The following is a 19,015-nucleotide window of genomic DNA, read 5'->3' on the forward strand; positions in this document are numbered from 1 at the left end:
GAGGGATTGGACCCGGCACGCCGGGAAAGGATTCGCGGGGCGTGCCCGCCTCGCAGGCACGCCCCGGCTGGGCAGACAGCGGGCCGGCGTCAGCGCGACGGCGGGTACTTGTGCAGCTTCCGCTGCAGGGATCGGCGGTGGATCCCGAGCCGCCGCGCCGCCTCCGAGATGTTGCCGCCGCAGTCGGTGAGGACCCGCTGGATGTGCTCCCACTCCGCGCGCGCGAGCGACGGGGTCTCGACGCCCGACTGCTTCGCCGTGTTGGTGCCGTTCAGCGCCGCCAGGATCTCGTCCGCGTCGGCGGGCTTCGGGAGGTATCCGACGGCCCCCTCGCGCACGGCCTCGACAGCGGTCGAGATGCTGCCGTAGCCGGTCAGCATGAGGACGCGGGTCGCGGGATCGTGCCGGCGGAGCTCCTTCAGCAGGTCGAGCCCCCCGCCGCCGGGCATGCGCAGGTCGAGGACCGCCATCTCCGGCGATTCCTTCGCGGCCTCGCGCAGCGCCTCCTCCGCGCTGCCCGCGGTCCGGACCTCGTAGCCGCGGGCTCGGATCGCGGTCGCGAGACGCTCGCGCAGGACCTCGTCGTCGTCCACGAGCAGGATGCTCGGGAGGGTTTCCTGCGTCCCTTCGACGTTCATTGGGCACTCCTCTCGCCGGCGTCCGCCGGCAGTTCGATGCAGGCCTCGGTCCCGGCCCCGGGATGCGAGGTGATGTGGAACTGGCCGCCCAGCTGCTCGACGAGCGCTCGGGTGAGGAAGAGGCCGAGGCCCATCCCTTCGCCAGGGCTCTTGGTGGTGAAGAACGGCTCTCCGACACGGCGCAGCACCTCGGCGCTCATGCCGCGCCCGCGGTCCACCACCCGCGCGCGAATGTCCCCGTCGGTCGACGTCAGCTCGAGCGTCACGCGCTCCCCCGGCGGCGACGCCTGGATCGCGTTCTTCAGCAGGCCGCGGAGCGCGTCGCCGAGCGCCCGCGGCGGCCCGACCAGGATCGCCTCGAGCGCGCCGCCCTCGGGCGCGACCTCGACGCGCTCCCGCGTCGGGAGCCCGTCGAGCGCAGTGTCCACCCAGGCCTTCACCGTCATCGGCGCGAGCGGCTCGCCGGCGTGCTCACCGGCGTTCGCCGACATCCGATCCAGGATGTCGCGGCAGCGGCCCACCTGCTCGCGGACGAGCTGGAGGTCGCCGCGGACCTCGGCGGGGACGTCGGCCGGGAGCGAGCGCTGCAGCTCCTTCGCCACGACCGCGATGGTGGAGAGCGGGGTCGACAGCTCGTGCGCCGCCCCGGCGGCGAGGGTGGCGAGGGAGGCCAGCTTCTCTCGCCGCTCTGCGCGCGTCCTTGCCTGCTGCAGCTCGCGCTCGCGGGCGGCGAGCGCGCGAGAGACGCGCTGCACGAAGAAGACGATGAACACCGACGCGATCGCGAACGCGATCCACATCCCGCGCAGGTGCGAGTCCATCATCTGCAGGGCGTCCATCTGCGTGCGGATGTGGTGCGCCCGGGAGGTCGCGCCCTCGTGGACGTACAGGGAGGCGAACCCGCTGAGGGTCGCGACGGTGAGCGCCCACGACCAGCGCGGCGGCAGGAGCACGGCGCCCAGGGCGATGTTCACGAGGTACAGGGTCGAGAACGGGTTCGACGCGCCGCCGGTCAGATCGAGCAGGACGGTGAGCACCGCGGTGTCGACGAACATCACCGCCGCGACGCCCGCGTTCGTCGCGTTCGGGCTCGCGCGCCGAGACCAGGCGCGCAGGGCCACGTTCCCGGCCACCTCCAGCACGACGATCGCCAGGAGCGGCACGAGCGGGACGCCGATGCTCGTCCAGGACGACGCGCCCACGACGATGACCACCTGGCCGAGGATCGCCCACCAGTGAAGCTGGACGATCCACGAGAGGTTCACGCGTGCGCGCTCGACGCGCATCTCGGCGCGTGACGTCGCCTGATGTGGGACGGGGGTCGTCGCGGCGGGTTCCACTGTCGCCATCTGAGCCCGCGGGGCGCGCATGGGCCGAAACCTCCTGGCGAAACTACCACACCCGAACGCGTGCGGCGCCGGCGCGACCCGTTGCCGCAGCCCTCGCGTCCGGCGCGGTCGCTTGACGCATCTCACGCCCTGCTCGTACCTTGCGGCACCCGTGAGAGGCCGCCGCCGCACCGTCGCTGCCGTGCTCGCCGAGACCTTCGCGCACCGGCGTAGCGCGGAGCCGGCGGCGCTCGTCGCCGCGTTCGCCGAGGCCTGCGGCCCTCGGCTCGCGCGCGAGGTCTCGATGCGGGGCGCGCTGCGGGACGGCCGCCTCCTCGTGCTGGTTCGCTCGGAAGAATGGGCGGCGCAGCTCAGGGCCGCTGAGAGCCTGCTGTGCGAGCGCGTGAACGCTCGGCTCGGACGGACCGTGGCCAAGGGCCTCGAGGTGCGCCTCACGCAGGAGGGTTGATTGGCCGGCGCCCCGTTCCCGCGGGCGACGCTTCGCTCGGCCCTGCCGCCGGCGCTCCTCGCGGCGCTCCTCGGCGGCTGCGCCGCCCGCCCGACCGCGGGCGATCCCCCTCCCCCGACGGCACCAGACGCGACGGAGCGCGCCGACCTGCCCGTCCAGGGCAGCTACGGGCCGGAGCCGGAGACGCACCTCGCCCCGATCGAGCGCCAGCTGCTCGAGGTGGCCTCCGCCGCCCTCGGGGGCGCGCGCGCGTCGAGCGCGCTGTCGGTCGCGGCGCGCGAGCTCGCGGGTCGGGCCGCGGCGGGAGAGCTCGCGGCGAGCGCGGGGCTGGCCTCGCGCGAGGTGCTCGCCCGCGCGCTCTGCTACGACCCTTCACCTGCGGTCTACTCGGTCCGCGCGCGCCCGGAGGACGCAGCCGAGGCGCTCGCGCGGCTCCTGCCAGGCTCCTCCGCCTCGCACGTCGGCGCCGGCGCGGTGGAGCGCGCGGGGTTGCTCCACGCCGTCGTCCTCGCGGTCCAGCGCAAGGCCGCGCTCGACCCCTTTCCGCGCGAGGTCCCGGCGGGCGGCGCGGCCGTGCTCTCCGGCACCCTGGGGCGAGGGCTGCGCTCCGCCCGCGTGTTCGTGGGGGGACCGGCGGGGGACGTGCGGGAGGTGGACAACGCCGCGAGCGGAGCGCGCTTCCGCGCGCGGATCGCCTTCCCGGAGCGAGGCGCTCACACGGTGGAGGTGATCGGAGACGGAGCGCGGGGGCCCGAGGTGGCCGCGCTCCTCACCGTCGCCGCGGGGGGAGCGCGGCTCGAGGCGTCGCGGGGCGCGGGGGTCGGGGCGGATGACCCGGCCGACCCCGCCGCCGCCGAGGGGCGGATCATCCAGGCCATCAACGCGACGCGGGCGCGGCGCGGGCTGCCGCCGGTACAGGCGACCTCGGACCTGGTCGCGCTCGCGCGCCGCCACAGCGCGGCGATGCGCGACGCGGCGACGGTGGCGCACGTGCTGCCCGGCTCCGGAGAGATCGGCGAGCGGCTGCGGCGCGCGGGGATCCCCTATCGCGCCGCCTTCGAGAACGTCGCGCAGGGGCCGACGGGGCTGGCGGCGCACGCGAAGATCGAGGAGAGCCCGGCCCACCTCGCGAACGTGATCGCGCAGGCCGCCCAGGTCGGCGTCGGGATCGCCCGCGGCGCCCTCCCCTCCGGCGCACCCGCCGTGTACCTCACCGAGATCCTGGTCGAGCCGCCGGACGACGGCCGGCAGAGCGCGCTGACGCCGGACGCGCGCGTGCGCGAGGCGCTCTGGCGCGAGCGGGCGCGGCTCGGGCGCGCGCCGCTGCTCGCGGATCCTGCGCTCGACGCCCTCGCCCGCGAGGCCGCAGAGGCGATGCGGACGGCGGACGCTCCCGACTCGGGCGACCTCGGCACTCGCGCGCTCGCCGGGCGCGGCATCGCCGCCGTCGACGTGTTCGTCGCGAGCGCGCCGGCCGAGGCGGTCCGCTCGCGCAACCTGCCCGACCCGCGCTTCCGCCGGGCCGGCGTGGGTGTGGCGACCGGCGACAGCCGTCGCTACGGAGCGCGGCGGCTCTGGATCGCGGTGGTCTACACGGACTGATGGCGGCGATCACGCGGGTCGAGCCATCCCCTCGCCCTTCGCCAGGCTCCGGGCGCGGATCGGGGACGGCCGGTCGGTGAGCCTGCCTACGAACCGCGAGCGCGCCCGATCGACGCGAGCGGGCGGGCCATGACGACGCCGGTCGGGAGACGGGCGATCCGGGCTCGCTGGAGGCCGCGCGCCGGGGGCCTCGCAGGGAGGCCGCGATGTGCGTCGGGCGGGGCTAGACGAGGCGGCGCTGAGTGGCGTAGCTCTCGAGGCCGCCCTCGACCTCGGGCTGGAGGGCGTGGAGGGCGCAGCGCGTGCAGGTCCAGCTGTTCCAGCCCTTCTTGACGGCCTCGTCGAGGCACGCGTCGTAGAAGGTGCAGAAGAGGTTGCGGTGACCCTCGACCCCACGGTCGGGGTTGATCGGAGCGGTGAGCTCGCTGGGGCACGGCTTGTCGAGCACGATGGACTCCTCCGGATGGCCGGGCCATCCCTCCAGGCAGCGCGACAGCGCGTCCTGCCCATCCGCCGTCGCCGCCGTCCCCCCTCGAGAATCGGCGTGCGGCCCGGCGCCCAAGGCGGCGCCGGAGCGCGCGCAGCCCCCCGATCGACAGGGGCCGGGCGCGCGCGCTATATGGCGCCGCTCCATGGAGCGAGTCAAGCCCTGCCGTACCGATCGTGAAGGCCGCGAGAGGCGTCGCGACGAAAGCTGCGGACGCGCTTGGGCTTACACCCGTGGGGTGATCGCCTTGCTTGCTTTACTGGGGGTCGCGCCGACCCAGGCCGCGGTACGTGAGCCGCTGTGCGCCTGGCTCTCGGGCATCGCGGAGGCCGCGCAGGCGCAGGCGGACGGCGACGCCGCGGCGGCGGAGATCGCGGCACGACGGGCGCTCGGCGCACGCCCGCGCGGTGCCGCGGCGGGGCGTGCTTCGGCGGCGCTGGGGCTCGCCCTGGCCGGCCGTGGCGCGAACGCGGAGGCCGCCGAGACCCTCGAGACCGCCCTCGCGGGGGCGACGCAATCCGCCCGCGCCCACCTCGCCCTGGCGCGCGCCGAGGCGCTGCTCTCCTCCGGGGACGCGCCGCGGGCGGCCAAGCTCTTCGGAGACGTGGCGGTTTCCGGCGATCTCGCGGTCGCGCGGCGCGCGCGCTGGCGCGAGCCGGAGGCGCTGCTGGCGGCCGGCCTCGCCCCGGAAGCCGTGCCGCTCCTCGAGGCGCTCCTGCGCGACCAGCCGGCCGACGGCGCCGCGCCCGCCGCGCGGCTGGCGCTCGCGCGCGGCCTGCGCGAGCTCGGCGAGGACGTCCGCGCGGCCGAGGTGTATCGGTCGCTGTGGCTCGAGCGGCCGGAGCTGCCGCAGGGGCGCGCCGCGGGCGGCGCTCTCGAGACGTGGCGCGCCGCCGCAGGTCCCGTCCCCCCTGCGACCGCGGCCGAGCAGCTCGCGCGCGCGGACCGCCTCCTCGCCACGGGGTGGCCCGACGAGGCGCTCCTCGCGCTGGACGCGGCCGAGCACGCGGATCCTCCCCCTGCCCCCGAGCGCGCCGCAGTGCTGCGCGCGGGAGCGCTCGTCGCGCTCGGTCGCTTCGAGGAGGCCCGGCGGCTCGCCGCGCCGCTCACCGGGGCGACGGACGAGAGCGACCGTCGCGGCGCGCTGCTCGTGCTCGCGCGCGTGGCGGCGAGGGCGGCGCGCGTGGACGAGGCGAGCCGCCTCTACGGCGAGCTGGCGGCGCTCCGGGCGCCCGTCCCGGGCCTCCCGGGGTGGCGGCAGCGCGACCTCGGCGACGAGGCCGCCTACCTCGCCGCCTGGCTCCACTACGATGCCGGGCGGTACGCGCGCGCCGCGACGGCGCTGGACGCGTTCGCGAAGGCGAACCGCCGCTCGCGCCGCGCGGACGACGCGCGCTGGTTCGCGGCGTGGTCGCTGTACCGTCTCGGGCGCGGAGCCGCCGCCGCGCGCGCGCTCGCGAAGCTCGAGCGCACGTCGTACGCGGATGCCGCCGCGTACTGGCGCGCGCGCCTCGCCCGCGCGCCGCGCGAGCAGCGGCGCCTGTACCGCGCGGCGATCGACGCCGGCGGCGACGGCTGGTACGCGCTGCTGGCGCGCGCGCGGCTCAGGGCGCTCGGAGAGGAGCTCGCGCGGGTGCCGCCGGCGGACGCGCGCCCCTTGCCCGAGGTGCGCGACCCCGACGCGGCGGCGCGCCTCGCGGTCGCGGTCGAGCTCCTCGGGCTCGGGCTACGCACCGAGGCGCTGGAGGAGCTCTCCGACCTGGCCCGCTCCTGGCGCATCCGTCCGGCGGCGCCGGTCGTCGCGCAGCTCGCCGCGTTCGCGGGCGACGCGGAGGTCCCGTTCCGCGTGGCCCGGGATCACCTCCTGCCCACCCGCCGCACGCTGCGGTGGGCGCACCCCGAGCCCTACCCCGAGCTCGTCCCGGCGCGCGCGACCGCCGTGGGCCTCGATCCCTCCCTGCTGCTCGCCGTCATGCGGCGGGAGTCCGGGTTCCGCCCCCGGATCCGGAGCGGCGCCGGCGCCGAGGGGCTGCTGCAGCTTCGGCCGGCGACGGCCGAGCGCGTCGCGGCGGTGCTCGGGCTTCCGCCGGGCCTCGGGGCGCGGCTGGGCGAGCCGGAGGTGAACATCACCCTCGGCTCGCACTACCTCGGGCTGCTCCTCGCGCGGTTCGGCGAGCCGGCCCTCGCGGTCGCCGCGTACAACGCGGGCCCGGCGGCGGCCGCGGAGTGGGCCCGGTCGCGCGCCGGCATGCCCCTCGACGCCTGGGTCGAGTCGATCCCGTACCGGGAGACGCGCAGCTACGTGAGGATCGTGCTCACGGACTGGGACGTTTATCGGGCGTTGAGGGGAGACGCGCCCGCGCCCATCGATCCCGCCCGCGTGGTGTCGGCCCCGCGCGGCGGCGTCGCGTTCTGACCCGGGGCGCCGCTCACAGGGTTGTCCAGAATGCCGGGGACCTTCGCCGCGGCGACGGGACCGGCGTTCTGGACAGCCCGCTCAGGTGCCCTCGGAGACCGGCGGCGCCGCCGCACGCACCGCGGCGAGGATCTCGTCACCGAGCCGCCGCATCACCGAGGGGGTGACGCCCGGGATGCGTCCGAGCTCGTCCGCGTCGCGCGGGAGCCGGCGGGCGATGGCGATCATCGCGTCCTCGCCGAGGACCTTGAACGGCGGACGATCCAGGCCGCTCGCCCGCTCCTCGCGCGCGACGTAGATCGCGCGCAGGACGGCCAGGCCGGCCGGGTCGAGCTCGCGGGCGCCGCGCAGCCGCCGGAAGCCCTCGGGGTCGAACACCCGCTCGCGGGCGACGACCGCCGCGATCCGCTCGAACTCGCGGCGCGCCTGCTCGCTGGCGCCGAGCGTGTCGAGCTCGCCCGCGAGCATGTCGCGCAGCGCGAGGAGGTAGTGCGTGTCGAGCGCCGCGTAGGCGAGCTGCGCGGCGGTCAGCGGCCGCTGGCCCCAGTCCGAGCGCTGGAACGTCTTCGAGAGGCGCACGCCGAAGTGGGCCTCGACGAGCGCCGAGAGCCCGAGCCCCTGCCGCCCCAGCCGGCGGGCCGCCGCCATGGTGTCGAACAGGCGCGGGAGGTGCCACCCGTACTCGCGCCTGAGGCAGCGCACGTCGTAGTCGGCGCCGTGGAGCACCGTCTCCCGCCCGTCGCAGAGCACCTCGCCGAGCGGCGAGGGATCCACCGCGAGCGGATCGACGATGTAGTCGGCCGCGCGGGTCGACACCTGCAGCAGGCAGATCCGCTCGCGGTAGACGTGGAAGCTGTTCGATTCCGTGTCGAGCGCCACCACCGGCTCCGCGCGGACCTCCTCCACCAGCCGCGAGAGCGACGAGGAGTCGGCGACGAGGAGCGGGGTGGCGCCTTGTCGAGGAGGCGTCATCCTGCGGGATTCTAGCCGACGCGGGCGAGCGCCGCTGCCACCTCGGCGGCGACCCCTGCATTTCGCTCCAGCAGCGCCACGTTCGCCGCCCGCGCCCGGCCGTGCGTCGCGCGGGCGACCGCCTCCAGCAGGAAGGGCGTCACCGCCTTGCCGCGCACGCCGCGGTTGCGCGCCTCGACGAGCGCCGTCGCGATGGCCGCGTCGACGACCTCGCGCGGCACCGGCTCGGGCGGCGGGACGGCGAGCACGACGCCTTCCCTGCGCGCGAGCGCGCCGAAGTGGAGCGCGAGCACGCGGGCGACCTGCGCGGCGTCCTCGACGCGGTGCTCGAGCCCCACGCCGCTGCCGTCGGAGTAGAAGGCGGGCAGCTCGGAGGTGCGCCAGCCGAGCACCGGGATCCCCAGCGTCTCGAGGGCCTCCGCGGTCGCGGCCACGTCCAGGATCGCCTTGGGCCCGGCGCACACGACGCAGACGGGGCAGCGCGCCAGCTCGGCGAGATCCGCCGAGACGTCCGCCGCGCCCACCGCCGGCTCGCCCTCGGGGATCCGGTGTACGCCGCCGAGGCCGCCCGTCGCGAACACCCGGATGCCCGCGTGCGTCGCGACGGCCGCGGTGGCGGACACGGTCGTCCCGGCGTCGCGTCCCTCCGCCACGACCGCGGCGACGTCCCGGAGCGCGGCCTTCGCCGGGGCGCGCGCGGGGTCGGCCAGCCGGGCGAGCTGGGCCTCGGAGGCGCCGACGACGACGGTCCCCTCGAGGATCGCCACCGCCGCGGGGACGGCGCCGCCCGCCCGCACCGCCGCCAGGCACCGGCGGGCGGCCTCCAGCCCATGCGGCGGAGGGAGCCCCTGCGCGACGACGCTCGACTCGAGGGCGACCACCGGCCTGCCCGCGGCGAGCGCCTCGCGCACCTCCTCGGAGATCCGGAGCGGCGTGTCCATGCGGCGAGCATAGCTCGGGAAACGCGGCCGGCGCGTGCTATAAGCCGTGCAGGAGGCGTGCGGGCGGGCGACACTCGCGCGAGGGATCGAATGCTGGCGAGACTCCGAGGCTGGGTGGTGCTGGCCTACACCGCCGTCTCGATGGTGTTCTTCTTCCTCGTCAGCCTCCCCGACACGATCCTGGGCCGAGGCGACCTCGCGATGTGGTTCGCGAAGTTCACCTGGTCCCGATCGATCCTCAAGCTCGCGGGCGCCAGGGTGCGCGTGCTCCGCGTGCCCCAGCTGCCGGACGGCCCGCTCATCTTCGCGTGCAACCACGAGAGCGCGCTCGACATCCTCGCGCTCGTGGCGTCCCTCCCGCGCATCATCCGCTTCGTCGCCAAGATCGAGCTGTTCCGGATCCCCGTGTTCGGCTGGTACCTCCGGATGGGCGGCCACATCGCGGTGGACCGCGGGAACCACTCCCGCGCCATCGAGTCGCTGCGTCGCGCGGGGGCGGCGGTGCGCGGCGGGACCTCCCTCATCGTGTTCCCGGAGGGGACGCGCTCGGTCGATCTCCGCGTCCACCCGTTCAAGAAGGGACCGTTCGTCGTCGCGATGGAGGCCGGCGTCCCCGTCGTGCCGGTCGCCATCTCCGGCGCGGGACGGATCACCCCGAAGCGGATCATCGCGGTCTACCCCGGGGAGATCCGCATCGCCCTCGGCGACCCCGTCGACCCGCGCGCCTTCCCCGACAAGAGCGACCTCCTTCGCGAGGTGCGCCGGCGCGTGATCGAGCAGCATCGCGCCATCGGAGGCGCGGGCGGCGACCCGGACGACGCCGTCGCGGCGGCCGGCCGCGAGGGGACGAGCGCGCGCGCGGGCGCGCCGGTGTAGGCAGCCTTGCGCCTTGTCGTCCCCGGCGAGCGGGCGGTACCCTCCCCTGGATGAAGGAGCCGGTCCGCCCCGAGCCGCTCGCCGCGGCGCACCGCGTGAAGGACCTGGCGCGCGACCTGGCCCAGGAGCTCACCGACGGGTACCGGCGCTCGACGCGCTACGTCCGGCTCCGCGCCGCGGTCGTCGGTGCGTGGGCCCTCCTCTCGCTCGGCGCCCTCTGGGCGTCGTGCCCGGGCTCCACCGCCTCCAACGACCTCGACGCCGAGGCCCAGCTGCTCCGCGGGTCGATCATGGGGACGCAGCTCCTCGTCAAGAACGGCTCGGACCGGCACTGGACCGAGGTCGCGTTCACCCTGGACGGCGGCTGGCGCTCGGAGCGCAGGACCGTCCGCTCCGGCGACAAGCTCGTCCTCTCCCTCACCCAGTTCCGTGGCCAGGACGGCGCCGCCCCGCCGCCGGACCTGCGCCCGCGGGCCATGACGATCGAGTGCGTGGAGGGTCGCGCCGCCCTCCCCCTCGGCGCCGCGGAGTGATCGTGGCCAGCCCGCGCGTGCTCCTCGTCGACGACGACCCCGACATCTGCGAGTTCCTCGGAATCCTGCTCGCCACGGAGGGGATGGAGTCGCGCGCCGCCGCCTCGGCCGAGGAGGCGCTCTCGGCCCTGGGGGAGGCCGCGGCGGTCCTCCTCGACGTGGCCATGCCCGGCGTGGACGGCCTCGAGCTCTGCGGCCGGATGCGCGCCGCCGGATTCTCCGGGCCGATCCTGATCGTGTCGGCGCGCCCCGCCGCCGACCTGGCGCGCCGGGCGGCCGCGGCCGGGGCCGACGCCTTCGTGCGCAAGCCCTTCGAGAACGCGGAGCTCGTCGGCACCCTCCGCCGCGCGCTCGCCGCGCGTGAGTCCCGCGCGATCTAGCCCGCTCCGTCCCGCGCCCGCGCGGCGGCGAGGTCGTCGAGCGCCGCGTCCTCCGCGCGCTCCCGCGCGCCGAGGCGCCCCTTCTCCCAGGTCTCCCGGTGCCGCGCGATGGCCTGCCGCGCCGCGGAGGCGGCGGCGAGCGACCTCCGCGCCGCGGCCACGGCGCCGGCCGCCGCCGCGAGCGCCTCCTCCGCCGTGCGCTCGTCGCGGCGGAGGCGTGCCGTCCAGCCTGCCGCGGCCGCCAGCGCGCCGGCGGAGGGCTCGAGATCTCGGGCGTCGCAGGGGGCCCGGGGCGCCGCGGCCGCGCGCTCGAGCGCGACCCGCAGGCGATCGCGGCTCCGCCGGGCCCGCTCCTCCGCCGCGAGCGCGTCCGCCAGGGCCGCCCGCGCCGCCACCTCGTCGCGCTCGCGCAGCGCGAGCACCGCCGCGAGCGGGTAGCGGTCCGTCACCGCACCAGCTCCTCGAGGCGGGCGCGCGTGCGCTCCGGAGCCTCGGCCTCGTCCGCGCGCTGGCGGAGGAACGCCTCGATGGCGGGGAGGCGCGCCAGGGCCTCGTCGGCGTCGGGATCCGAGCCGCGCGCGTAAGCGCCGACGGCGATGAGGTCGCGGTGGCGCTCGTGGGCCGCGAGGAGCGCGCGAAGCCGGTCCGCGGCGGCGCGGTGCGAGTCCGTCGTCACCGCGGGCATGACGCGCGAGAGGCTGCGCAGGACGTCGATGGCGGGGTAGCGGCCCGCGGCCGCGACGCGCGGGTCGAGCACGACGTGACCGTCGAGGATGCCCCGCACCTCGTCCGCGATGGGCTCGTCGAGATCGCCGCCCGCGACGAGGACGGTGTAGAGGGCCGTGATCCCGCCGCGCGCGCGGTTGCCCGTGCGCTCGAGGAGGCGTGGCAGCGCCGCGAAGACGCTGGGCGGATAGCCGTGCCGCGCGGGGGGCTCGCCGGCCGCGAGGCCGACCTCGCGCTGCGCGCGCGCGTAGCGCGTCAGCGAGTCGAGCATGAACAGGACCCGGCGGTCGCGCTCCGCGAACCACTCCGCGATCCCCGTCGCCACGTGCGCCGCCTTCAGCCGCTCGAGGGCCGGCGCGTCGCTCGTCGCGGCGACCACCACACTCCGCGCGAGCCCCTCGGGTCCGAGCGCCTCCTCGACGAACTCGCGCACCTCCCGCCCGCGCTCTCCCACGAGGCAGATGACCGACAGCTCGGCCCGCGTGTGCCGCGCGATCTGGCCGAGCAGGGTCGACTTGCCCACCCCTGCGCCCGCGAAGATGCCGATCCGCTGCCCCTCACCGACGGTGAGGAGCCCGTCGATCGCGCGCACCCCGAGCGCGAGCGGCGCCGTGATGCGGCGGCGCGCGAGCGGGCCGGGCGCCGGCCGGTCCACGGCCCATTCCTCGAGGGACGCTGGCAGCGGCAGGCCGTCCAGGGGGCGCCCGAGCCCGTCGAGCACGCGCCCGAGGAGGCCGTCGCCGGCGCGGATCGAGAGCGGACGCCCCGTCGAGACGATCTCGCTGTCGGCGCCGAGGCCCGCGGGATCTCCGAGGGGGAGCAGCACCGCCCGCTCGTCGCGGAACCCGACCACCTCGGCGAGGAGGGGCTCCCGGCCGGGCGTGAGGATCTCCACCGCCTCGCCCTGCCGGACGCCGGCGGCCTCGGCCTCGATCACGAGGCCCACGAGGCGCGTCACGCGGCCGCGCAGGCGCAGCGGGGCGGCCCGGTCGAGCGCGTCGCGGTGGCGGTGGGGCGCGCTCAAGCTGCCGGGCCCCCCGGCGCGATCCCCGGGGCGCTCACGCTCCCTCCCCGTCGAGCGCCCTCGCGAGGGCCGCGAGCTGGGTCTCGACGCGCGCGTCCACGCGGCCGGCCTCGGTCTCCACGATCGCGTCGCCGCGGGCGAGGCCAGGGTCCTCGCGCACCGCGAGGCCCGGCGCCCTGGAGAGGACCGCCGCGAGGCGCCCGGCCGCCTCGCGGATCGCCTCCGCGTCGGCCGGGTTCACGCGCAGCACGACCTCCCGCCGGTCCCGCGCCGCGGAGAGAGCGCGCGCGGCGAGATCCGCGACGGCGGCGGGATCCTGGGCGAGCTCGCGACCGATGATCGTCCGAGCCACGTCGACGGCGACCGCGGCCACCTCGCGCTCGGCCAGCGCCAGGCGGCGGTCGCGCGCTGCGGCGGCCGCTGCGAGCGCCGCGGCGGCCCGCGCGAGCCCCTCGCGGCGCCCCTCCTCCTCCGCCTCTGCCCGGAGCCGAACGCGGTCCGCCTCCGCCGCGTCGCGGATGCGGCGCGCCTGCTCCTCGGCGGCGGCGATCAGGGCCTCGGCCCGCGCGCGCGCGTCGAACGCCTGGGCCTCGATGCGAGCGCCGCCGGACGGTGGCCCACCCTTGAGGATCTTCGCCAAGCGCCCCTCCCGCCGCGATTGTAGCGCGGCGTGCGGGGAGCGGGCTCGCTACCGCAGGGCCTCACCGGTCGTCGCAGGGACGACCTTGCCGTACTTCACCCCGCGCGTGGCCACCAGGCTGTCCGCCATCTGGAGGATCTCGCCGGCGCGCCCGCGCAGCACGAGCACCTCGAGGCAGTTGTGCGCGTCCATGTGGACGTGCAGCGCGGAGACCACCGCCTGGTGGTTCTCGTGCTGGATGTGGGTGAGCTTCTGCGCGAGGCTCGAGGACTCGTGGTCGTAGACGATGGCCACGACCGCGACCTGCTCGCCGCCCTCCGACTCCGACCACTGGCGTTGCACGAGCTGGTCGCGGATGAGGTCCCGCACGGCCTCCGAACGGTTGACGTAGCCCTTGCGCTCGATGAGCTCGTCGAACTGCTCGAGCAGGCTGCGCTCGAGGGAGATGCCGATGCGTTCCAGCATGGCGCGCATCGTTACCAGCGACGCTCGACCGTCGCAAGCGCCGCCCGGAAAGCGGCGAGCCCGCCGCCGGGGGGACCGGGGCGGGCTCGGGCGTCACGGCGCGGCGACTGGATCAGGCGGCGTCGCGCTCGGCCGGCTGGAGGTAGCGGTGGAGGAACTGCTTGGTCTTGAGCTCGACCTGGCGGACGCGCTCTCGCGACACCCCCCAGCGCTTGCCGATCTCCTCGAGCGTGCGCGGCTGATCCTGCTCGAGGCGGTTGTGGACGATGTCCCAGCCCAGCTCCCCGATGCGCTTGCGGACCTTCCCGAGCGCGTCGCGGACGTCGCTGTCCCCCTCGGCCTGGAGGTAGGTGTCCTCGGGGCCCGGGCCGTCGTCCTCGATGCGCTCGAGGTGGGTGGCGTCACCCTCCTCGTCGATCGCGCTGTCGAGCGACAGGTCCGGCTGCGCCACGGTCCCGCTCTGCGGCCGGACGGTGGAGCGCGCCTCCTTGAGGTACTTCCCGATGTAGGCGCGGATCCACCACACGGCGTAGGTGGAGAACCGCGTCCCGGCGTGCGGATCGAACTTCTCGACGGCGCGCATGAGGCCGACGTTCCCCTCCTGGATCAGGTCGTCCAGGCGGACCGTGCCTCGGCGCTGCTTGCGCGCGATCGCCACCACGAACGCGAGGTTGTGGCGGACGAGCTTCTGCTTCGCGCGGACATCGCCCTTCCGCGCGCGGAGCGCGAGCGCGTGCTCCTCGTCGCGGCTCAGCGGCGGAAAGTCGCGGACCGCCTTGAGGTAAGGAGCGAGTTCCTCGAACTCCCTGCTGCTCTTCTGAGTGGTCGCCATCCTCATGTACCGATTGCCCCTCTCGCCTGCGTCAGAGCGCCCCGGGTAGGTTACGTAACGTGACTTTATTAAGATAGACTCAACAGGTCAAGTATCCCACAGATGCCCGAAGACCCTGGAAGTCTTCGGTGGATGAGGGAAGCCGCACACCACGCAAGTACCGAGCGACGCAGAATATGAACACGATACGGGAGTTGGCATTTCGCGCCCGCACGCCTGCTCCCCTGATCCCCGGACAAGTCCCGGAAATTGCTCCACATCAAGTCCGGTAATGGCCCCATTCGGGAAACACCAAGGGTGCGGCCTCGTATCGCAAGTGGCTGCTTACCAGTCCGAAACGGTGGGTGGTCGCACCTCGAAAAGATAAGGGCCCGGCCCCACCTGGGACCGGGCCCTCATGCTGGGCACCGTAGCGGTCGCCTGACGGCCGGAGCTACTCCTCCCCGCTCGCGACGGCGAGGGCCTCCTCCGCCTCCTCCACCGCGTCGACCGGGGTCTCGACCTCGATGTCGAGGTGCTTGTAGTGCGGCAGGCCGGTGCCGGCCGGGATGAGCCGGCCCATGATGACGTTCTCCTTGAGGCCGCGGAGGTGATCGACCTTGCCGCTGATGGCGGCCTCGGTCAGCACCTTCGTCGTCTCCTGGAAGGACGACGCCGAGATGAACGACTCGGTGGAGAGCGACGCCTTGGTGATGCCGAGCAGCAGCGGCTCGCCCTGGGCCGGGCGGCCACCCGCCGTGATCACCTTGTCGTTCTCCTCCTCGAACACGAACTTCTCCACCTGCTCGTCCGCGAGGAAGTTGGTGTCGCCCACGTCGACGATCCGCACGCGGCGCAGCATCTGCCGGACGATCGTCTCGATGTGCTTGTCGTTGATCTTCACGCCCTGGAGCCGGTAGACCTCCTGCACCTCGTCCACCAGCCAGCGGGCCAGCTCCTTCTCGCCGAGCACGCGGAGGATGTCGTGCGGGTTGGCGGCGCCGTCCATGAGCGCCTCGCCCGCCCGCACCCGGTCGCCCGTGTGCACCGAGATGTGCTTGCCCTTGCCGATCAGGTACTCCTTCGCGAGATCGGGGCGGAGCTTGCCGTCCACCTCGGGCGTGATGACCACCTTGCGCTTGCCCTTCGTGTCCTTGCCGAAGGCGACCACGCCGTCGATCTCGGAGATGACCGCGTGCTCCTTGGGCTTGCGGGCCTCGAAGAGCTCGGCGACGCGCGGGAGACCGCCGGTGATGTCCTTCGTCTTGGTGGTCTCGCGGGGCATCTTCGCGATGACGTCGCCGGCGTCCACCTCGTCGCCGTCGTTCACCACGAGGTTGGCGCCCTCGGGGAGCATGTAGCGGGCGTCCGCCTCGGAGTTGGCGAGCTTCCGCGTCTTCCCCTGGTCGTCCTTGATCGAGATGCGCGGGCGCGCGTCCGGATCCTTGGAGGCGATGACCGCCTTCCGGGCGAGGCCGGTGATCTCGTCCACCTGCTCGCTGATCGTGACGCCGTCGACGAGGTCGCCGTACTTCACGTGGCCGGCGACCTCCGTGATGATCGGCATCGAGTAGGGATCCCACTCGGCGAGCAGCGTGCTCGTCTCGATCTTCTGCCCGTCGCGGACGAGGAGCTTCGCCCCGTAGACCACGCCGTAGCGCTCCCGCTCGCGGCCCTGGTCGTCGGTGACGATGATCTCGCCGTTGCGGTTCATGACGATGAGCGTGCCGTCCTTCTTCTTCGCCACGGCCACGTTGTGGAACTTCACGAGGCCGGGGTTCCGGTTCTCGATCGTCGACTGCTCCGCCCGCCGGGAGGCCGCGCCGCCGATGTGGAAGGTCCGCATCGTGAGCTGCGTGCCCGGCTCGCCGATCGACTGAGCGGCGATCACGCCGACCGCCTCGCCGATGTTCACCTTGCGCCCGCGGGCGAGATCGCGCCCGTAGCACTCGACGCAGATGCCGCGCCGCGCCTGGCAGGTGAGCACCGACCGGATCTTCACCTTGTCGATGCCGGCGTTCTCGATGAGCTTGACCTTGCTCTCGTCGATCTCCTCGTTCGCCTTCACGAGGACGCTCGAGGCGAACGGGTCGTGGATGTCGTCGAGCGCGACGCGGCCGAGGATGCGCTCGCCCATCGGCTCGATGATCTCGCCGCCCTCGACCAGCGCGCCGAGGGTGATGCCGTCCATCGCGCCGCAGTCGTACTCGGTGATGATCGCGTCCTGGGCCACGTCGACGAGGCGGCGGGTCAGGTAGCCTGAGTTCGCGGTCTTGAGCGCCGTGTCGGCCAGGCCCTTGCGGGCGCCGTGCGTCGAGATGAAGTACTGCAGGACGTTGAGGCCCTCGCGGAAGTTCGCGGTGATGGGCGTCTCGATGATCTCGCCCGAGGGCTTGGCCATCAGGCCGCGCATGCCGGCGAGCTGCCGGATCTGCTGCGCCGAGCCTCGGGCGCCGGAGTCGGCCATGATGTAGATCGGGTTGAACGAGGGCTGCTTGCGCTCCTCGCGCTTCCCGTCCTTGCCCGTCCCGATCGCCGTCTCCTGGCCGATCTGCGACATCATCTCCTGGGCCACCTCCTCGGTGACCTGCGCCCAGATGTCGATGACCTTGTTGTACCGCTCGCCGATGGTGATGAGACCCTCGGTGTACTGGGTCTGGATGTCGTCGACCTCGCCCATCGCGCGCTCGAGGAGCTCCTGCTTCTTCCTCGGGATGATCATGTTCTCGAGGGCGATGGAGATGCCCGCGCGCGTAGCGTTGCCGTAGCCCATCGAGCGGACGCGGTCCGCGAGGAGCACCGTCTCCTTCTCGCCGCAGAGCCGGTACGTCAGGTCGATGAGGTTCTGCAGCTGCTTCTTGTCCATCACCTTGTTGATGGACTCGAACGGCAGCCGCTTCGGCACGATGTCGTAGAGCAGCACGCGGCCGACCGTGGTCTCGACGCGCTTGCCGTCGAGGCGCACCCAGATCTTGGCCTGGAGATCCACCTCGCCCTGGTCGTAGGCGGCGCGGACCTCCTCCTCGCTGGCGAAGACCTTGCCCTCCCCGCGCGCGAACGCCCGCTCGCGGGTCATGTAGTAGATGCCGAGCACGATGTCCTGGCTCGGCACGATGATCGGCTTGCCGTGCGCGGGCGACAGGATGTTGTTCGTGCTCATCATGAGCACGCGGGCCTCCATCTGCGCCTCGATGGAGAGCGGCACGTGCACGGCCATCTGGTCGCCGTCGAAGTCGGCGTTGAAGGCGGTGCAGACGAGCGGGTGCAGCTGGATCGCCTTGCCCTCGATGAGCACCGGCTCGAAGGCCTGGATGCCCAGGCGGTGGAGCGTCGGGGCGCGGTTCAGCAGCACCGGGTGCTCGCGGATCACCTCGTCGAGGATGTCCCAGACCTCGGGGCGCTCCTTCTCCACCATCTTCTTCGCGCTCTTGATGGTGGTGACGTACCCCTTCTCCTCGAGCTTGTTGTAGATGAACGGCTTGAACAGCTCGAGGGCCATGATCTTCGGCAGGCCGCACTGGTGGAGCTTGAGCTCCGGGCCGACCACGATCACGGAGCGGCCGGAGTAGTCGACGCGCTTGCCGAGCAGGTTCTGGCGGAAGCGCCCCTGCTTGCCCTTGAGCATGTCGCTCAGCGACTTGAGGGGCCGCTTGTTCGGGCCGGTGATGGTCTTGCCGCGCCGGCCGTTGTCGAACAGCGCGTCCACGGCCTCCTGCAGCATCCGCTTCTCGTTGCGGATGATGATGTCCGGGGCGTTCAGCTCCTGGAGCCGCTTCAGGCGGTTGTTGCGGTTGATGACGCGCCGGTAGAGGTCGTTCAGGTCGGAGGTGGCGAACCGGCCGCCGTCGAGCGGGACGAGGGGGCGGAGGTCCGGCGGGATGACCGGGATGACCTCCAGCATCATCCAGTCGGGCTTGTTGCCGGACTGGACGAACGCCTCGACGACCTTGAGCCGCTTGGCGATCTTCTTCCGCTTCGCGTCGCTCGTGGCCTCCTTCATCTGCGCGCGCAGCTCGTCCGCGAGCCCGTGCACGCCCTCGCCGTGGCCCTTGTCCGCCGGCCCGACGACCTTGAGGAGCTCGAGGACCGCCTCGCCGCCCATGCCGGCGAGGAAGGCCTCCTCGCCGAACTCCTCCATCGACTTGTGGTAGCGGTCCTCCGAGAGGAGCTCGCCCCGCTGGAGCGTGGTCTCCTTCGGATCGATGACGATGTACGACTCACAGTAGAGGACCTTCTCGAGGTCCTTCAGGGTGATGTCGAGCAGGTTCCCGATGCGGCTGGGGAGGGACTTCAGGAACCAGATGTGCGCGACCGGCGTGGCGAGGGTGATGTGGCCGAGCCGCTCGCGGCGGACCTTCGACTGGATCACCTCGACGCCGCACTTCTCGCAGACGACCCCGCGGTGCTTCATGCGCTTGTACTTGCCGCAGTTGCACTCGTAGTCCTTCACGGGGCCGAAGATCTTCGCGCAGAAGAGGCCGTCGCGCTCCGGCTTGAAGGTCCGGTAGTTGATGGTCTCCGGCTTCTTCACCTCGCCGTGGGACCACTGGCGGATCTTGTCCGGGCTCGCGAGCGAGATGCGGATCGCGGAGAACGACAGCGGATCCTTCGGCTTCTCGAAGAAATTGAAGATGTCCTTCACGTCGGCTCCTTACAGAAAGGCTCGTTTCGTAGACGTCAGGGCCACGGGCTGCGGGCTGCGGACTT

Annotated in this window: 17 protein-coding genes; 6 read left to right on the forward strand and 11 right to left on the reverse strand. The window is 73.9% G+C overall.

Annotated features, from left to right (window positions below; translation table 11 throughout):
* Window positions 1-89 precede the first annotated feature (89 nt).
* Entirely contained in the window at window positions 90-638 is a 549-nt protein-coding gene (locus tag ANAE109_RS11235) for a response regulator transcription factor (RefSeq protein WP_012096989.1), read from the reverse strand.
* Window positions 635-1,924, reverse strand: a complete 1,290-nt coding sequence (locus tag ANAE109_RS11240; RefSeq protein ID WP_012096990.1) for an ATP-binding protein — start codon at window positions 1,922-1,924, stop codon at window positions 635-637. Before ANAE109_RS11240 ends, ANAE109_RS11235 begins: the two co-directional genes overlap by 4 nt.
* 214 nt (window positions 1,925-2,138) lie before the next feature.
* On the opposite strand from ANAE109_RS11240, the gene ANAE109_RS11245 reads away from it, so the two are divergent.
* Entirely contained in the window at window positions 2,139-2,435 is a 297-nt protein-coding gene (locus ANAE109_RS11245; RefSeq protein WP_041448284.1) for a DciA family protein, read from the forward strand.
* Complete coding sequence (locus tag ANAE109_RS11250) at window positions 2,436-4,037, forward strand: CAP domain-containing protein (protein WP_012096992.1); 1,602 nt, start codon at window positions 2,436-2,438, stop codon at window positions 4,035-4,037. It begins immediately after the preceding gene.
* A 223-nt stretch (window positions 4,038-4,260) separates the two neighbouring features.
* Here the strand turns inward: ANAE109_RS11250 and ANAE109_RS11255 are convergent, their stop codons facing one another.
* Window positions 4,261-4,485 (reverse strand): hypothetical protein, encoded by a 225-nt coding sequence (locus tag ANAE109_RS11255; RefSeq protein ID WP_012096993.1) that lies wholly within the window; start codon window positions 4,483-4,485, stop codon window positions 4,261-4,263.
* A gap of 277 nt (window positions 4,486-4,762) precedes the next feature.
* On the opposite strand from ANAE109_RS11255, the gene ANAE109_RS11260 reads away from it, so the two are divergent.
* On the forward strand, window positions 4,763-6,940 hold the full coding sequence (locus ANAE109_RS11260; protein WP_012096994.1) for a lytic transglycosylase domain-containing protein: 2,178 nt from the start codon (window positions 4,763-4,765) through the stop codon (window positions 6,938-6,940).
* An 81-nt stretch (window positions 6,941-7,021) separates the two neighbouring features.
* Here ANAE109_RS11260 and ANAE109_RS11265 read toward each other — a convergent pair whose 3' ends face one another.
* Both ANAE109_RS11265 and ANAE109_RS11270 read right to left on the reverse strand, forming a co-directional pair.
* Complete coding sequence (locus ANAE109_RS11265; protein ID WP_012096995.1) at window positions 7,022-7,912, reverse strand: ribonuclease D; 891 nt, start codon at window positions 7,910-7,912, stop codon at window positions 7,022-7,024.
* An 11-nt stretch (window positions 7,913-7,923) separates the two neighbouring features.
* A complete protein-coding gene (locus ANAE109_RS11270) occupies window positions 7,924-8,853 on the reverse strand; it encodes a pseudouridine-5'-phosphate glycosidase (RefSeq protein ID WP_012096996.1) in 930 nt (309 codons plus the stop codon).
* A 90-nt stretch (window positions 8,854-8,943) separates the two neighbouring features.
* Here ANAE109_RS11270 and ANAE109_RS11275 point away from each other — a divergent pair, with 90 nt between their 5' ends.
* The 3 genes from ANAE109_RS11275 to ANAE109_RS11285 are packed head-to-tail and all read left to right on the forward strand — an operon-like array spanning window position 8,944 to window position 10,642.
* Window positions 8,944-9,729 (forward strand): lysophospholipid acyltransferase family protein, encoded by a 786-nt coding sequence (locus ANAE109_RS11275; RefSeq protein ID WP_012096997.1) that lies wholly within the window; start codon window positions 8,944-8,946, stop codon window positions 9,727-9,729.
* 50 nt (window positions 9,730-9,779) lie between these two features.
* Window positions 9,780-10,262: a hypothetical protein gene (locus ANAE109_RS11280; RefSeq protein WP_012096998.1), complete on the forward strand. Its 483-nt coding sequence runs from the start codon at window positions 9,780-9,782 to the stop codon at window positions 10,260-10,262.
* Between the two features lie 2 nt (window positions 10,263-10,264).
* Window positions 10,265-10,642 carry a response regulator gene (locus ANAE109_RS11285; RefSeq protein WP_012096999.1) on the forward strand — a complete coding sequence of 126 codons (378 nt, stop codon included), beginning with the start codon at window positions 10,265-10,267 and terminating at the stop codon, window positions 10,640-10,642.
* Here ANAE109_RS11285 and ANAE109_RS11290 read toward each other — a convergent pair.
* From ANAE109_RS11290 to rpoC, 6 genes are all read right to left on the reverse strand, one after another.
* Complete coding sequence (locus ANAE109_RS11290) at window positions 10,639-11,091, reverse strand: hypothetical protein (protein WP_041448285.1); 453 nt, start codon at window positions 11,089-11,091, stop codon at window positions 10,639-10,641. The two genes, ANAE109_RS11285 and ANAE109_RS11290, sit on opposite strands and share 4 nt — an antisense overlap.
* Window positions 11,088-12,392, reverse strand: coding sequence for a FliI/YscN family ATPase (locus tag ANAE109_RS11295; RefSeq protein ID WP_012097000.1), 1,305 nt, complete (start codon window positions 12,390-12,392; stop codon window positions 11,088-11,090). The genes ANAE109_RS11290 and ANAE109_RS11295 overlap by 4 nt, the downstream gene beginning before the upstream one ends.
* Window positions 12,393-12,426: 34 nt before the next feature.
* Window positions 12,427-13,032 (reverse strand): FliH/SctL family protein, encoded by a 606-nt coding sequence (locus ANAE109_RS11300; protein WP_012097001.1) that lies wholly within the window; start codon window positions 13,030-13,032, stop codon window positions 12,427-12,429.
* 48 nt (window positions 13,033-13,080) lie between these two features.
* Window positions 13,081-13,497, reverse strand: coding sequence for a nickel-responsive transcriptional regulator NikR (gene nikR / locus ANAE109_RS11305; protein ID WP_041449102.1), 417 nt, complete (start codon window positions 13,495-13,497; stop codon window positions 13,081-13,083).
* Between the two features lie 112 nt (window positions 13,498-13,609).
* On the reverse strand, window positions 13,610-14,335 hold the full coding sequence (locus tag ANAE109_RS11310; protein WP_012097003.1) for an RNA polymerase sigma factor RpoD/SigA: 726 nt from the start codon (window positions 14,333-14,335) through the stop codon (window positions 13,610-13,612).
* A 427-nt stretch (window positions 14,336-14,762) separates the two neighbouring features.
* Complete coding sequence (rpoC, locus tag ANAE109_RS11315) at window positions 14,763-18,950, reverse strand: DNA-directed RNA polymerase subunit beta' (protein WP_012097004.1); 4,188 nt, start codon at window positions 18,948-18,950, stop codon at window positions 14,763-14,765.
* Between the last annotated feature and the right edge of the window lie 65 nt (window positions 18,951-19,015).

The sequence above is a fragment of the Anaeromyxobacter sp. Fw109-5 genome, assembly GCF_000017505.1.
Classification (GTDB): Bacteria; Myxococcota; Myxococcia; order Myxococcales; family Anaeromyxobacteraceae; genus Anaeromyxobacter.

Coding starts and splice junctions, on each gene's coding strand:
- ANAE109_RS11280 (WP_012096998.1), top strand. CDS start 9,780: ATGAAGGAGCCGGTCCGCCCCGAGCCGCTCGCCGCGGCGCACCGCGTG.
- ANAE109_RS11310 (WP_012097003.1), bottom strand. CDS start 14,335: ATGAGGATGGCGACCACTCAGAAGAGCAGCAGGGAGTTCGAGGAACTC.
- ANAE109_RS11270 (WP_012096996.1), bottom strand. CDS start 8,853: ATGGACACGCCGCTCCGGATCTCCGAGGAGGTGCGCGAGGCGCTCGCC.
- ANAE109_RS11275 (WP_012096997.1), top strand. CDS start 8,944: ATGCTGGCGAGACTCCGAGGCTGGGTGGTGCTGGCCTACACCGCCGTC.
- nikR (WP_041449102.1), bottom strand. CDS start 13,497: ATGCTGGAACGCATCGGCATCTCCCTCGAGCGCAGCCTGCTCGAGCAG.
- ANAE109_RS11240 (WP_012096990.1), bottom strand. CDS start 1,924: ATGCGCGTCGAGCGCGCACGCGTGAACCTCTCGTGGATCGTCCAGCTT.
- ANAE109_RS11235 (WP_012096989.1), bottom strand. CDS start 638: ATGAACGTCGAAGGGACGCAGGAAACCCTCCCGAGCATCCTGCTCGTG.
- ANAE109_RS11265 (WP_012096995.1), bottom strand. CDS start 7,912: ATGACGCCTCCTCGACAAGGCGCCACCCCGCTCCTCGTCGCCGACTCC.